This is a genomic window from Exiguobacterium sp. s145, from assembly GCF_018618835.1.
Taxonomy (GTDB): domain Bacteria; phylum Bacillota; class Bacilli; order Exiguobacteriales; family Exiguobacteriaceae; genus Exiguobacterium_A; species Exiguobacterium_A artemiae.
In genome coordinates, this window is record NZ_JACSMV010000013.1 from 25,502 (window position 1) to 39,830 (window position 14,329).

Consider the following 14,329-nt stretch of genomic DNA (forward strand, 5'->3'; position numbering starts at 1 on the left):
ATGAAACAGACAGTGGAAGAGATGGTGGAGCAGTTATTTCCAGTGATGGTCGAACGGCGTCGGTATTTACATCAACATCCTGAGTTGTCGTTTCATGAGGTCGATACCCCGCAATTCATTGCGGATCGATTGACGGAGCTTGGGATTGAAGTCCGGACCGGTGTCGGTGGCCGGGGGGTAGTCGGAACGATTCGCGGAGGAAAACCGGGAAAAACGGTCGCACTGCGGGCAGACTTTGATGCGTTGCCGATTCAGGATGAAAAAACCGTCGATTACCGGTCGACCGTGCCCGGTGTCATGCATGCATGCGGACATGACGGCCATACAGCGACGTTACTTGCCGTCGCCGAAATTCTGGTCCGTCAGAAAGAACAGTTGGCAGGGAACGTCGTCTTGATTCACCAACACGCGGAAGAAGTCGTTCCGGGCGGGGCACGGGACATGGTTGCCGACGGATGCCTCGACGGTGTCGATGTCATCTTCGGAACCCATCTGTGGTCGACGACGAAACTTGGAACGATTGGTTACCGGATCGGTCCTGTCATGGCAGCGGCCGATAAGTTCGAGTTGACGTTGTTCGGGCGCGGGGGACATGGCGCGAAGCCACACGAAACGATTGATGCCGTCGTACTCGGGGCGACGGTCGTCAAAGAGTTGCAAAGTATCGTCAGCCGCCGACTCGATCCCCTTCAACAAGCGGTCTTGACCATCGGAACACTGCATGCCGGGAATACGTTTAATGTCATTGCCGACAGTGCGGAACTGACCGGGACAATCCGGACATTTGATCCGGAAGTCGCTGAGCAAATCGTCCACGAAATGGAACGGACGATTAAAGGCGTGTGTGACGCGGCAGGGGCGACCTATTCGTTTACGTACGAAAGAGGATATCCGGCGGTCGTCAATCATCCGCAAGAAACGAACCTTTTACGGACCGTTGCGTCTGACATCATGGGTGCGGATCACGTCTTTGAAATTGCTCCGACGATGGGTGGCGAAGACTTCGCGTATTATCTGCAACAAGTACCCGGCACCTTTTTCTTCACAGGAGCAGGCGACGAAACCTTTTATCCCCATCACCACCCGAAGTTTGACTTTGAAGAGCAGGCGATGCAGCATGCAGCCCGTATTTTAATCGAAGTGACCTTACGTTACCTCGAAGAGTCCAGTAATTGACGAAAAGACACCCGTTCTCCGGCAGATGATGACCGGAAAACGGGTGTCTTTTTCATGTGCTGTCTTATAAGATTTCCTGAACCCGACCGACTTGTCCGTCTTCGAGACGGACTTTGATTCCGTGCGGGTGATTCGGCGACTTGGTCAACAGGTCCTTGACGATTCCTTCCGTCCGTTTACCTGTCCGCTGGTCTTGTTTTAATACGATACTGACGTGTTGTCCGATTTTAACATCGGCGCGTTTTTTACCATCCATGTCTTGATCGCTCCTTTTTCATAATGCTAGTTGTCAGTATATCATGGTTTCCCGGAGCGAAACTTGTTTGAGGAAAATGCGTAAAGTGAAAAGAACAAAAGAATCGTCAAAAAAAGTTTGACTATATTTGACCAATTGGCTAACCAATTCTATAATTAAGATACAGAACAAAAAGTTAAGGGAGTGATCAGCGTGGCGAAAGACTATTATCGAACGCTTGGTGTCGAGAAGACAGCATCGAACCAGGAAATCAAACGCGCATACCGGAAGCTTGCGAAACAATACCATCCGGACGTCAATCAGGAAGCGAGTGCGGATCAGCGTTTCAAAGATATCCAGGAAGCGTTTGATGTCCTCGGGGATGAAGAAAAACGGGCACAGTATGATCAATATGGAAGTAACTATGAACGGATGGCTGGAGCGGGGTATGGACAGTCAGCCGACTATGACGATCTTTTCCGCCAATTCAACGGGCGTCAATCCCGATCGACCGGATCGGCAGGGCAATCGTTCGGATTTGAAGATATGTTCGGGTCATTTTTTAGTCAAGAACCGGAAGAAACGGACGAAGAACTCGAATTGACGGTTCCGTTAAGTCATCTCAGTCAGAATGACAAGGTGACGATCCGACTGGCGACAGGAGCCATTCAAATGAGTCTGCCGAAAGATTTATATGACGGGAAAAAAGTACGGTTACGCGGGAAAAGTTCGAAACGCAACCGTAAAGGAATTGCGGGAGATGTGTACGTGACGATTCATCTGAAGGATGATGAGCAATTCCGCCGGCAGGAAACCGACGTCATTTCGACTGTCCGTGTCTATCCGACGGTATTTGTTCTCGGGGGAGAAGTCGTGGCAGATACGTTGGAAGGAAAACGTGTCAAATTAAAAATCAAGCCCGGCACAAAACCGGGAGCCCGTCTGCGGATCCCGAATCGGGGACTCAGTAACCGGGAGGGACACCGCGGTGCCTTGCTGGTTCAACTGGAAGTCAAACTGCCGGAAATGGAACCATCGTTTTATGAAGAGTGGGAAAATCGTTTATCTGTGAAGGAGTGACGGGAAAATGGATTTCGAAAAATTAACGGACCGGGCACATGAGGCCATCGTATCGGCACAAGCCATTGCCAAACAGCGTCGACACAGTGAGATTACAGAGTGGCACTTGTTGCTGGCTCTGCTTTCACAAGAAGAGGGGATTGCACGGATTGTTTTTGAGAAGCTCGACCAACGGATTGATCAGCTGGAGACAGGCGTCAATGAAGCACTCGGACGGTTACCGGCGCTTGGTCAATCCTCGACGCCGCGCATCAGCAACTCCTTGTTGCAGGTCTTGACGGAAGCGGAAACCGAAGCCCGTTTGATGCAGGACGATTACGTATCTGTCGAGCATTTGCTGTTAGGTCTTGTGAAACAGTCGAGTCCGGCGACACAATATTTGCGGAGCCAGGGTGTGACGGAACAGGTCTTGCGAGAAGCAATCATTGAAATGCGCGGTAATCGGAAGGTGACGACGAAAAATCCGGAAGCGACCTTTGATGTCCTGAAGAAATACGGGCGGGATCTCGTCGCGGATTTCCGGTCCGGTAAAACGGATCCGGTCATCGGACGGGATGACGAAATTCGCCGGGTCATCCGGATTCTCAGCCGGAAAACGAAAAATAACCCGGTCTTAATCGGCGAACCGGGAGTCGGGAAAACGGCAATCGTCGAAGGCCTGGCCCAACGGATTGTCCGGGGTGATGTACCGGAGAGTCTGAAAAACAAACAGTTGTTCAGCCTCGATATGAGTACGCTTGTCGCGGGTGCCAAATACCGTGGTGAATTCGAAGAACGTCTTCAGGCGGTCTTAAATGAAGTTAAGGAAGCAGAAGGACAGATTCTGTTGTTCATCGACGAATTGCACACGATTGTCGGTGCCGGGAAGACCGAAGGCGCGATGGATGCCGGAAACATGCTGAAACCGATGCTTGCCCGCGGCGAGCTGCACTGTATCGGTGCGACGACTTTAGATGAATACCGGAAGTACATCGAAAAAGATCCTGCACTTGAACGCCGCTTCCAACAAGTGCTGGTCGCGGAACCGGATGTCGAAGATACGATTTCGATTTTACGTGGGCTGAAAGAACGGTTTGAAATCCATCATGGTGTCCGGATTCATGATAATGCCCTGGTTGCGGCAGCCATCCTGTCAGACCGGTACATCACGGACCGTTTCATGCCCGATAAAGCGATTGATTTAGTCGATGAAGCATGTGCGATGATTCGGACCGACATGGAATCGATGCCGGCAGAACTGGATTCGTTAGTCCGACGTGTCATGCAACTTGAAATTGAAGAAGCAGCACTGAAAAAAGAAACCGATGAAGCATCCCGGAAACGACTCGAGACTCTGCAACAGGAACTCAGTTCTGTCCGGGAAGACGAAAGTGCGCTCCGGACACGATGGGAACGCGAGAAAGACAGTTCCCAAAACGTTCAGCAGTTGCGGGCAGATCTTGAAAAAGCAAAACTAGCTCTTCAGGAAGCAGAAGGACGATATGATTTGAATACAGCGTCTGAAATCAAATACGGACAGATTCCGGCACTTGAAAATCAGTTGAAAGTGGCGGAAGAATCAGCGGAACACGTCTCGCATGAACTCGTCCGGGAAGCTGTGACAGACGAAGAAATTTCCGATATCGTGTCGAAGTGGACGGGAATTCCCGTCAGCCGTCTTGCACAAGGGGAACGCGAAAAGTTACTGTATTTAGAAGATACGTTGCATGAACGTGTTTTTGGTCAGGATGAAGCAGTCCGGCTGGTTTCGGATGCTGTCATCCGCGCACGGGCGGGAATCAAAGATCCGAATCGTCCGATCGGTTCGTTCCTGTTCCTTGGACCGACAGGGGTCGGGAAAACGGAGCTTGCGAAAGCTCTCGCAGCAGCCATGTTTGACAGTGAGGAACACATCGTTCGGATCGATATGTCCGAATACATGGAGAAACACAATGTTTCCCGCCTGGTCGGAGCACCTCCCGGTTATGTCGGTTATGAAGAAGGCGGTCAATTGACGGAAGCCGTCCGCCGGAGTCCGTATTCGGTGTTGTTGTTTGACGAAATCGAAAAAGCACATGGTGACGTCTTTAATATTTTACTTCAAGTATTGGACGATGGCCGTTTGACTGATGCTCAAGGACGAATGGTCGATTTCAAGAACACAATTGTCATCATGACATCTAACATCGGATCGAATATTTTGCTCGAAGCGGCAAAAGACGGGGAGATTGATGCGGCAGAAGAAGAAGCGGTCCGTCAAGAGCTGAAAAAGTATTTCCGGCCAGAATTCCTGAACCGGATTGATGACACGATCCTCTTCCATCCTCTCCACCGGGCGGAAATCGAACGGATCATCGACAAAGCAGTCAGCAAGATGGCAGATCGTCTGTCCGGTCGTGAAATTACAATCGATGTAACAGAAGCGGCAAAAACGTTAATTTTCAACGAGGCGTTTGAACCACAATACGGTGCACGTCCAATCAACCGGTACATCCAGCGGACGATTGAAACGAAACTGGCACGGGCTCTGATTAGTGGCTCCATCCAGGATGGTTCGCATGTCGCGATTGATACAGACGGTACAGAATTGGTTATCCGCTAAAGTATAGTTCAAAAGGTCGTCTCATCCTCTGACTGTCAGAGGGGAGACGACCTTTTTCATGAGAGGGAAAACTAAAAAGAACAACGGCATATCTCGTGACGAAAAAGCATGATAAGCTAATGAAAACGACAGGAAGAGGGACTACGATGAACGTAACGCAACAACAACTAGAAGAGTTGATCGCTGAATGTCGCCCCTATACCGTACTTGGACAGGTGGCGAGTTATATACCAGAACTGGCAAAATCGGAACCGACCCAGCTTGGAATCGCTGTTTGTAATGCAGACGGCAGTTTTGTATCAGCGGGAGATGCCGAAACGATGTTCACCTTACAAAGTGTTTCAAAAATCATCACGTTAGCCTTTGTCCTCGAGACATTTGGTGAAGATTACGTGTTCTCGAAGGTCGGTATGGAACCGACGGGAGACGCATTCAACTCGATTGCGAAGCTTGAAGAGACGATCCCGACGAAACCCCTTAATCCGATGATCAATGCCGGTGCACTCGCGGTGACGAGCATGTTACCGGGGGAAGACGCCGCCGATAAGCTGAACCGGTTACGCCAATTCATTGCCGATCTGCTGGACATCGAACTTGATATGGTCAAATACGACGCAGAGGTCGCTAAATCCGAATTCGAGACGACCGACTTAAATCGGGCTCTGCTGTACTTCATGCGGTATCATGGAGTCATCGAAGGAAACGTGGAAGAAATCATCGATGTCTATACGAAGCAGTGTGCGATTTTGACCAATTGTAAAGGACTCGCAATGATGGGGAAAATCTTAAGTCAGTCCGGAAAAACACCATCCGGGAATCAAGTCATCTCCCGCCGGAATGCACGGATTATCCGGGCGATCATGACGACATGCGGCATGTACGATGCGTCCGGTGAATTTTCAGTCCAGGTCGGGTTACCCGGAAAAAGCGGGGTATCGGGTGCCATCGTGGCCTGTGGTCGCAGTGACTTCGACATGGCGGACCTTGGAATCGGTATCTTCGGACCGGCACTTGACCTGAAAGGAAATTCGATTGCCGGAACGAAGATGCTGGAGTTGCTCGTCCAGCGTCATCCTTAATCAAACGACAGTTGATCGAGCAGTTTCGAAAGCTTTTTCTCAAGACGGGTGATTTCTTTTTGTTGTTGCGCAAGCTGGTCGTCAGGAACGCTGAAAAGACGCCAGCGTTCGAGGCGGTTATACGTATCATTGATGTCACCTAATTGGGTTTGAATCCGTTTTAACCGGTCGACGGACGATTTCGGAAAATCGGTATAAGGACGTAAATACTCGACCGTATAGCGGTAAAACTTCGTTGCAAGCCGTAACTCATGCATCATCTGAATCCGCTTGTTCCCTTCCTTATGCTGAATTTTTTCATAGTGAAGTTTCTTTTTATCAAATCGTTTTTCAGCTGTCTGAAGAAGATCTTTTTCATCAATCCGTTTTAATTGTTTTGTTAACCGGCCGGCTAAAAATCGACGGACGGAGCGGTCCAGTTCATCAGAAATCAACAGATGCATCGTTTCCAGTAACGTGGCCCGTTTGCCTTGCAGTTGTAAGGCAAGATGTTCCGCGAATAACTGTTCAATGGGAGAAGTAACAGCTTGTTGACTAAGTTGGACATCAAGATCCCGGACTTGACCGAATGCAGCCATCAATCGTTTCCAAATGAGATAAATCGGTTCCTCCGTTTGATCCACCAACTTCGCGAATGTGATTAATTTACGTAAACGGATCCGCGCCTGGTGAACGTCTTCCGGGTTTTTAAATGTTTGGGCTTCCTCGGCATAATGATTAAATGTCGACCAGGTCTCAAGTAATTCAAAAGTTAGATTTTCCGCATCACGATGATTCAAATGAATCCCTCCTTAAATAATTTACGTAGAACAAAGAGCGAACCTGGATGTTTTAATAAAAATAGGGGGCAGATGGCCCTGAAATGTGGTGGAACAATGTTAGAGACAACTACGCTATCGGGAAAGATTCAACAGTTCATGAAAATTTTCTTTCCGATTCTGGTTACACAGGTAGCGTTTTACTTAATTAGTTTTTTTGATACGGTCATGGCAGGTCGATACGGTTCGGCTGATTTAGCAGGCGTCGGCGTCGGAGCCAGTCTGTGGGCACCGGTTTACACAGGATTGACAGGGATTTTATTAGCCGTGGCGCCACTTGTGTCCCAAGCAATGGGGGCACGAAAAGAACGAGAAGTGAAGCGGATTGTGATTCAGGCTTTATATGTGTCCGTCGTCATCATCGTGTTGACGATTGTACTAGGACTGGTGCTCGTGAATCCGATTTTGAACCAAATGGAATTATCGGATCAGGCACGTCATGTTGCCCGCATCTATCTCGTCATGTTAGGTTTTGGAATTATTCCGATGTTCGTCTTTTTTGTCCTGCGTACCTTAATTGATTCGTTAGGAAAGTCGAACATCACGATGACGTTATTATTATTCTCTTTACCCATTAATGTTGCTTTCAATTATCTGTTTATCTTCGGAAAGTTCGGTTTCCCGGAACTAGGCGGCATCGGAGCAGGCGTGGCGACAGCCATCACCTACTGGATTTTATGTATCGCGGTTGTCGGTGTCGTCTTAAAAGGCGAACTGTTTCAACGGCTCGGGATTCTCCGTCGTTTTTATAGACCGGATGTAAAGAGAATCAAGGAACTGGTCTTGCTCGGTGCGCCGATCGGTTTAGCGATTTTTTCGGAAGTCAGTATCTTTTCAGCTGTGACTTTGCTGCTTGGCGCCTACGGCGATGTCGTCATTGGAGCCTATCAGGCAGCCATCAACTTTGCTTCGTTCGTCTATATGATTCCGCTCTCGGCCGCATCAGCCCTGACGATCACGGTCGGGTTCGAAATGGGTGCCAAACGGGTCAAGGACGCTGTTCAATACGTATGGATTGGCCTGTTGCTGTGCCTGGTTGTCTCCCTTTTCTCAGGTGGATTGCTGTACATTCAAAATGAACGGATTGCGGCACTTTACAGCAACGATCCGGCGGTCATCAAAATGGCGGCTCATTTCATGATTTTAGCGATTTTCTTTCAATTGTCCGATGCGGTCGCAGCACCCACTCAAGGGGCGCTTCGCGGATTTAAGGATGTCAACGTCACATTTATTTTGACGATTACCGCGTACTGGGTCATCGGACTGCCACTCGGATTTTATTTTGAGCGGTTTACGGAACTTGGACCAGACGGATATTGGTGGGGTTTGATCATCGGACTCGCTGTCGGAGCCAGTCTGCTGTTGTTGCGCCTGATGCATCTTGTCAGAAAATCAAAGGAGGTCGCGAAATGAGATTCAATAAACAACGTTTGCTGACGGTGGCGAAAATCATTTTGCCGATTGTCTTGATTGCGTTCATTTTTTATCAGGGACAAAACGAATTAAGAAGCTTATCGTTAAAAGAATCGATTCGGGCGATTCAGCAAATTCCGTCCTGGAAGTTCATTTTATTGATTGTGTCGGGACTTGCAGCGGTCGCGACGATGTTTTTTTACGATTTCTTTTTATTGCGTTCGCTTCAAGTGAAGGTTCCGATCGGGCTGATTTTCCGGGCATCTTGGATTGCCAACTCGTTTAACGGGATCATCGGTTTTGGAGGACTTGCCGGAATGGGCGTCAGAACAGCCCTCTATCGACCGTTCGTCGAAGGAACCCGGTTATTGAAAGCCATCGGTTGGATGGCTCCGACACTGATCAGCGGATTATCGATTTTATCGGCATTATCCTTATTAAACGTTTTTCCGGCGTTTGAAGTGTTGGATTTAAAGAAATGGTTATGGCCGGTCATCATCGGTGTTGCCTTTTTCTTCCCGGTCTATCTGTTGTTTACTTTCCGACGGGGGAGCAGCAGTATCCGTCCGTCATCCATTGCCCTCTATTCGCTTGTCTCACTGGCGGAATGGTTCAGTGCGGGAGTCGTCGTCTATTTCATTCTGGCGGCACTCGGAACGGATGTCAGTTTTTCTAAAGTCATCGGTGTTTTCATCATCGCCGCAACTGCCGGATTGATTTCGATGGTGCCAGGTGGATTCGGTTCGTTCGACTTGGTTTTTTTGATTGGCATGCAGCGCGCCGGTGTCGAAGAAGGTATCGTCCTTACCGGATTGCTGATTTATCGTCTGGTGTATTATTTGATTCCATTCGTGATCGGCGTCATTTTCTCGGCGCGTGAGTTCAGTGGTCCGGTCGTCAAGATGATTGAGGATAAACCGATTGTCGGTCCGTCTGTTGAGGTCGGTGGTGTCATTTGGCGGCTTCAGTTACGCTTTTTAAGTAAAGTACGACATTTTACGTTAGCCTTAATTACGTTACTCGCAGGCATCGCGATTTGGGGGTTGGCGATTTTACCGCCTAACTCGACGCAGTATGAATACTTGGAAGCCCGTCTGCCGCATGAATTGTTGCTGCTTGCGAACAGTTTCTTTTTGATGGCCGGCTTGTTGTATGTACTGCTTGCCCCGTCTCTGTACCGACGGACGAAACGTTCGCTGTATATGATTTATGGTGTTTCGGCTTTTGCTTTGATCGGGATGGCACTGCGCGGATTTAACTTGATTTCCTTGTCTGTCGTGTTGATCGTACTGGTTTTAGTGACGATGTCACGAAGTGCCTTTCATCGTGAACGGACGCTGATCACGACGACTCGACTGATCCGGGCCGCTTTTGCCGGTTTTTTATACCTCGGTGGATTCATCTTTTTCGGATACGCCTTTTACACACTCGGTTCGGCTGACGGGACAAGGGTGTATCCTGCCCATGAGATCTTCATGTTTGCCGCGAGTGCAGCGATTTTTGCACTTGTCTACACACTCGTCTTCATTCGTTTGTTCAATACCTTTAATCAGCCGGTCTTGGGTGAAAAGTTAGATCTGCAAAAAGTTAAGGATGTCTTGACGGAAGAAGGGGGAAATTATTTAAGTCACCTGGCTTTTCTCGGCGATAAACGCTTTTTCTTCTCCGAATCCGGACGTTCATTTATTCAGTTCAGTCAGACCGGAAACCGGATTATGATGCTTGGTGATCCGAGCGGAAATCCGGAAGAGCATTCCCAGTTGATTGCCTGTTTCTTACGGCGTGTCGAGGATTTAGGTTATATCCCGAACATCTATCAGATTCAGGCACAGAACATGTCGTTGTATCATGATTTCGGCTTTAATTTCTTTAAGCTTGGTGAAGAGGCGATCGTCGACATGACGACCTTTACCGTTTCCGGGAAAAAACGGGCCGGATTACGTTCCATTAAAAATCGTTTTGAACGGGAAGGCATGACATTTGAAGTCGTATCACCTCCGTTCAGTGAAGCGTTGCTGAACCAATTACGTGACGTCTCGGATGAATGGTTAGGAGGGAAATCCGAAAAAGGATTTTCATTAGGCTATTTCAACGAGTCTTATTTGAATCAAGCCCCGATTGGTATCATGCGTGATGCCAATCGGCAGATGCTTGGCTTCATGACATTCATGCCGGCGTATCAGGAAGGTGTTCTCTCGATTGATTTGATGCGTTTTCGTCCGGATGGTCCGAACGGGATTATGGATGCCATGTTTATCCGCTTGTTTGACTATGCGACTGAGCAGGGCTACCATACCTTTAATATGGGAATGGCTCCGCTCTCATCAGTTGGTGAGGACGAAACATCATTTTGGCAGGAACGTGTAGCTGCCGATGTATTCAACAACATCCGCTACATGTACAGCTTTACCGGGCTGAGACGCTATAAGGAAAAATATGATCCGAAGTGGGAAGGACGTTACCTCGCATACCGTAAACGTCAATCGTTAACGATTGCGATTTTAAAAGCGACACGTCTGATTTCAAAGAAAAAAGACCGGATTTTATTGCCGTAAGTAAAGAAGATTCTGGACTAGACTCCGGAATCTTCTTTTTCATAGTTGATTAAATGTATAAAGGTCTATACAACTAGAATCAACAACGGTATACTAATGGTGAAGATATATCACTTGTCGGAATCGAAAAGAGAAAGGAAGAAACAAGATGCCAAGCATGATTCATGCAGAAATTTATACGGGACAAACCGTCATTCAAGATGGATTCATCCGCTTTGAAGAGACCATCCAAGAAATCGGAAAGATGTCAGATTACACACCACGCGACGAAGTCGTCATCAATCTTGAAGGGAAACGACTGATTCCAGGAATGATTGATGTTCATATCCATGGTGGATATGATGTCGACACGATGGATGCGGATGCGGAAGCGATGCACCGGTTGAGTAAGGCGATGCTTGCGGAAGGCGTCACGTCTTTTTTTGCGACGACGATCACACAAGACTGGGATCAGATTACGCAGGCATTGAAAGTCACGCGAGATGTCATCGATTCCCGGCAGACGACGATTGAAGGCATTCATCTAGAAGGACCATTCATCAATCCGGACTATGCCGGAGCCCAACCGTTGGAATACATCGTCGAACCGGATGCGGATCAATTTTTAAAATGGCAACAAGCATCCGGAAATCAGATCAAACTGGTCACGTACGCTCCGGAACGGTCGGGTGCCCGTGATTTTGAAGCGGCTGTTCGAGAGACGGGCGCGATTCCATCTGCCGGACATACCGATGCGACATTTGACCAAAATCATTTAGGCAATGTCACCCACGGGACACATCTCTATAATCAAATGCGTGCCTTGCATCACCGGGAACCCGGCACCGTCGGATATTGCCTCCTCGAACGATCGGTATACGCGGAAATCATTCCGGACGGGATTCACAGTTCGAAAGAGATGGTCGAATTTGCTTACCGGATGAAAGGACCAGACCGTTTGACGGTCATCACTGATGCCATGCGAGCGAAGGGATTGTCGGACGGAGAATATGAACTCGGCGGACAGACGGTGCACGTCAAGGATGGAGCTGCGCGTCTTGCCAGCGGGAACTTGGCAGGCAGTGTCCTGACGATGGATCAGGCATTACGCAATATCATCACCTTTACCGGTTGTTCACTCGAACAAGCAGTACAGATGACTTCAATCAACCAGGCAGAAGAATTTGGCTTAACACATAAAGGACGACTCGAGCGGGGCAAGGATGCTGATTTTGTTGTATTGACGGCAGACTTGAAAGTGGAACAAACCGTTCACCGCGGGGAAGTGCACCGATTTACAAACGGAAAGGGGTAACAACTGATGAAATGGATGATTGTAGAAAAAGCAGAAGAATTGGCAAATGTCTCTTACCAACTGCTCAAACAGGAGATTGTAAGACACCCGGAAGGATTGACGATCGGACTTGCGACCGGCAGCTCTCCGCTCGGTGTATATGAAGAATGGCGCAAGGATCAAGTCGATTGTCGGCATGTGACGACCGTCAATTTGGACGAATACGTCGGACTCAGTCCGGATCATGCGCACAGTTATCATACGTTCATGCAGGAGCATTTGTTTGATGCGGTCGACTTCAAAGAATCGTATGTACCGATTGGAAATACAGTTGATCCAAGTCAAGAGAGTGAACGGTATGAACAGCTTGTCCGGAAGTTAGGCATCGATATTCAGTTGCTCGGCATCGGTTCGAATGGTCATATCGCGTTTAATGAACCCGGCACACCTTTTGATGCCAAAACCCACGTCACCCAACTGACCGAGTCGACCCGGATTGCCAACCAACGATTTTTTGACCGGTTGGAGGATGTGCCGACAGAAGCTATTACGATGGGGATTGGAACGATCATGGAAGCGAAGAAGATTCTGTTAGTGGCTTCAAGCGAGCGAAAAGCGGAGGCGATTCGCGATATGATGGAAGGTCCGGCGACGACTGCATGCCCGGCAACGATTTTACAACGGCATGCCGATGTGATGGTTGTCCTGGACGAAGAAGCCGCAAGCTTGTTATCGGACGAAGCGAAACGAACAGGCCGAGCTGCCTATACGAACTTCATGAAATGAAACAACAACTCGTCTTTGATGAGACCGGACTACTTTAGACCGGTCTTCTCAAGAGGCGAGTTTTGTATTTAATTTTGGTTTAGCTGTTTCATCGCAAAAACAGTGAAATCACATCTTCTTAATCGAATCGTAAATTGACATTTTAATAAAAGTCGGGATAATGGAGAATAGTGAACTTTACAGAAAATTTACATGAAAATGAGGGCTTACAGATGCAGACGAGATCAGCAAGAAAGAGGAAACCGAGTGCTGGCAAGATGTTCATCAAAGTGATCGCTGCCTTGTTATTACTTTTGACCGTTATCGGTTCCGGTTATGCGGGAGCGGTTTTCATAAAGACGCAGGAAACTCTGGCGAGAACACAAATCAACATTCCGGGTTCGAAAGTCAGTTCGAAATATGATGATGTTCCGTCCGAATCTTTTTTGATTCTAGGAACGGATGAGACAAAAGCTAGTAAAGAACGCAAGGAACCGGCACGATCGGATGTCATGATTGTCGGTGTCTTGAATAAGAAGACCGAGCAATTGGTACTGACTAGTATTCCACGGGATTCACTCGTCAATATTGATTACTCTAAATACGATGTGCCGTACGGAAAAACGGGTGTCGAGCAGGATAAAATCACCCATGCGCATTATTTTGGTTCGATGGACAAATCGAGTTCATACAACGGCATTAAACTGGCACGTGAGACGACTGAAAATCTGCTTGGCATTGAAATCAACCATGTCGTTAAAGTTAACTTCCAAGGATTCGTTCAGTTGATCGATGCGCTTGATGGAGTTGATATCGATGTGCGTTATGCGTTCAAAGAACAGGATTCAGCTCGTAAAGCAGGAACGATCACTGTTCCGAAAGGTCTGCAGCATTTGACTGGGGAACAGGCACTCGCTTACGTCCGAAATCGCCATGATGATCCACTCGGAGATATTGGCCGAGGACAAAAGCAGATGCAAGTCATTCAAGCTGTTGCGAAAGAAGCGGCAAGTTTCCGTTCGCTCGGTGCGTATCGCGACATCTTAGACGCTGTAGGCGACAATGTCGAGACGAATTTAGGTCCAAACGATTATCTCCGTTTAGCTGATTTTACGACAGCTCTACGTAATACGACGGAATACCAGCTCGCAGGTGAAGGATACATCGGAATCAGCGGGAAATGGGAATACCATCTTGATCCGAATCAACTTGATCGTGTCAAAGCCAACTTGACCAAGGCGATGCAAGGACAAGAAGTATCACCAATGAAAGAAGAGACAAGCACACCGTCGGAAACGGATTCGACGACAGTCGAGCAGCCGGTTCAATAACCGTTTAAGACGAATGATCCTAA

11 protein-coding genes are annotated in these 14,329 nt (G+C 48.2%); 9 read left to right on the plus strand and 2 right to left on the minus strand.

Annotated elements, in window-relative coordinates:
* Nucleotides 1-1,176, plus strand: coding sequence for a M20 metallopeptidase family protein (locus KNQ07_RS10670; RefSeq protein WP_131504461.1), 1,176 nt, complete (start codon nt 1-3; stop codon nt 1,174-1,176).
* Nucleotides 1,177-1,240: 64 nt separating this feature from the next.
* Here the strand turns inward: KNQ07_RS10670 and KNQ07_RS10675 are convergent, their stop codons facing one another.
* Nucleotides 1,241-1,432 (minus strand): YwbE family protein, encoded by a 192-nt coding sequence (locus tag KNQ07_RS10675; RefSeq protein ID WP_012369376.1) that lies wholly within the window; start codon nt 1,430-1,432, stop codon nt 1,241-1,243.
* 192 nt (nt 1,433-1,624) lie between these two features.
* Between KNQ07_RS10675 and KNQ07_RS16320 the strand changes: the two genes are divergently transcribed.
* From KNQ07_RS16320 to glsA, 3 genes are all read left to right on the plus strand, one after another.
* Nucleotides 1,625-2,491 carry a DnaJ C-terminal domain-containing protein gene (locus KNQ07_RS16320; RefSeq protein ID WP_114596944.1) on the plus strand — a complete coding sequence of 289 codons (867 nt, stop codon included), beginning with the start codon at nt 1,625-1,627 and terminating at the stop codon, nt 2,489-2,491.
* A gap of 7 nt (nt 2,492-2,498) precedes the next feature.
* A complete protein-coding gene (clpB, locus tag KNQ07_RS10685; RefSeq protein ID WP_214766569.1) occupies nt 2,499-5,072 on the plus strand; it encodes an ATP-dependent chaperone ClpB in 2,574 nt (857 codons plus the stop codon).
* A 146-nt stretch (nt 5,073-5,218) separates the two neighbouring features.
* Nucleotides 5,219-6,151 (plus strand): glutaminase A, encoded by a 933-nt coding sequence (gene glsA, locus KNQ07_RS10690; protein WP_012369379.1) that lies wholly within the window; start codon nt 5,219-5,221, stop codon nt 6,149-6,151.
* On the opposite strand, the gene KNQ07_RS10695 is transcribed toward glsA, so the two are convergent.
* Nucleotides 6,148-6,930, minus strand: a complete 783-nt coding sequence (locus KNQ07_RS10695; RefSeq protein WP_214766571.1) for a CHAD domain-containing protein — start codon at nt 6,928-6,930, stop codon at nt 6,148-6,150. The genes glsA and KNQ07_RS10695 overlap by 4 nt on opposite strands.
* A 96-nt stretch (nt 6,931-7,026) precedes the next feature.
* On the opposite strand from KNQ07_RS10695, the gene KNQ07_RS10700 reads away from it, so the two are divergent.
* The 5 genes from KNQ07_RS10700 (at nt 7,027) to KNQ07_RS10720 (ending at nt 14,306) form a co-directional block, all read left to right on the plus strand.
* Nucleotides 7,027-8,382, plus strand: a complete 1,356-nt coding sequence (locus tag KNQ07_RS10700) for an MATE family efflux transporter (RefSeq protein ID WP_214766573.1) — start codon at nt 7,027-7,029, stop codon at nt 8,380-8,382.
* Nucleotides 8,379-10,937, plus strand: coding sequence for a bifunctional lysylphosphatidylglycerol flippase/synthetase MprF (gene mprF, locus KNQ07_RS10705; RefSeq protein ID WP_214766575.1), 2,559 nt, complete (start codon nt 8,379-8,381; stop codon nt 10,935-10,937). Before KNQ07_RS10700 ends, mprF begins: the two co-directional genes overlap by 4 nt.
* Before the next feature lie 148 nt (nt 10,938-11,085).
* Complete coding sequence (nagA, locus tag KNQ07_RS10710; RefSeq protein ID WP_214766577.1) at nt 11,086-12,231, plus strand: N-acetylglucosamine-6-phosphate deacetylase; 1,146 nt, start codon at nt 11,086-11,088, stop codon at nt 12,229-12,231.
* A gap of 6 nt (nt 12,232-12,237) precedes the next feature.
* Nucleotides 12,238-12,996: a glucosamine-6-phosphate deaminase gene (gene nagB / locus KNQ07_RS10715; protein ID WP_026829284.1), complete on the plus strand. Its 759-nt coding sequence runs from the start codon at nt 12,238-12,240 to the stop codon at nt 12,994-12,996.
* A gap of 212 nt (nt 12,997-13,208) precedes the next feature.
* Nucleotides 13,209-14,306: an LCP family protein gene (locus KNQ07_RS10720; protein ID WP_214766579.1), complete on the plus strand. Its 1,098-nt coding sequence runs from the start codon at nt 13,209-13,211 to the stop codon at nt 14,304-14,306.
* Nucleotides 14,307-14,329: the final 23 nt, after the last annotated feature.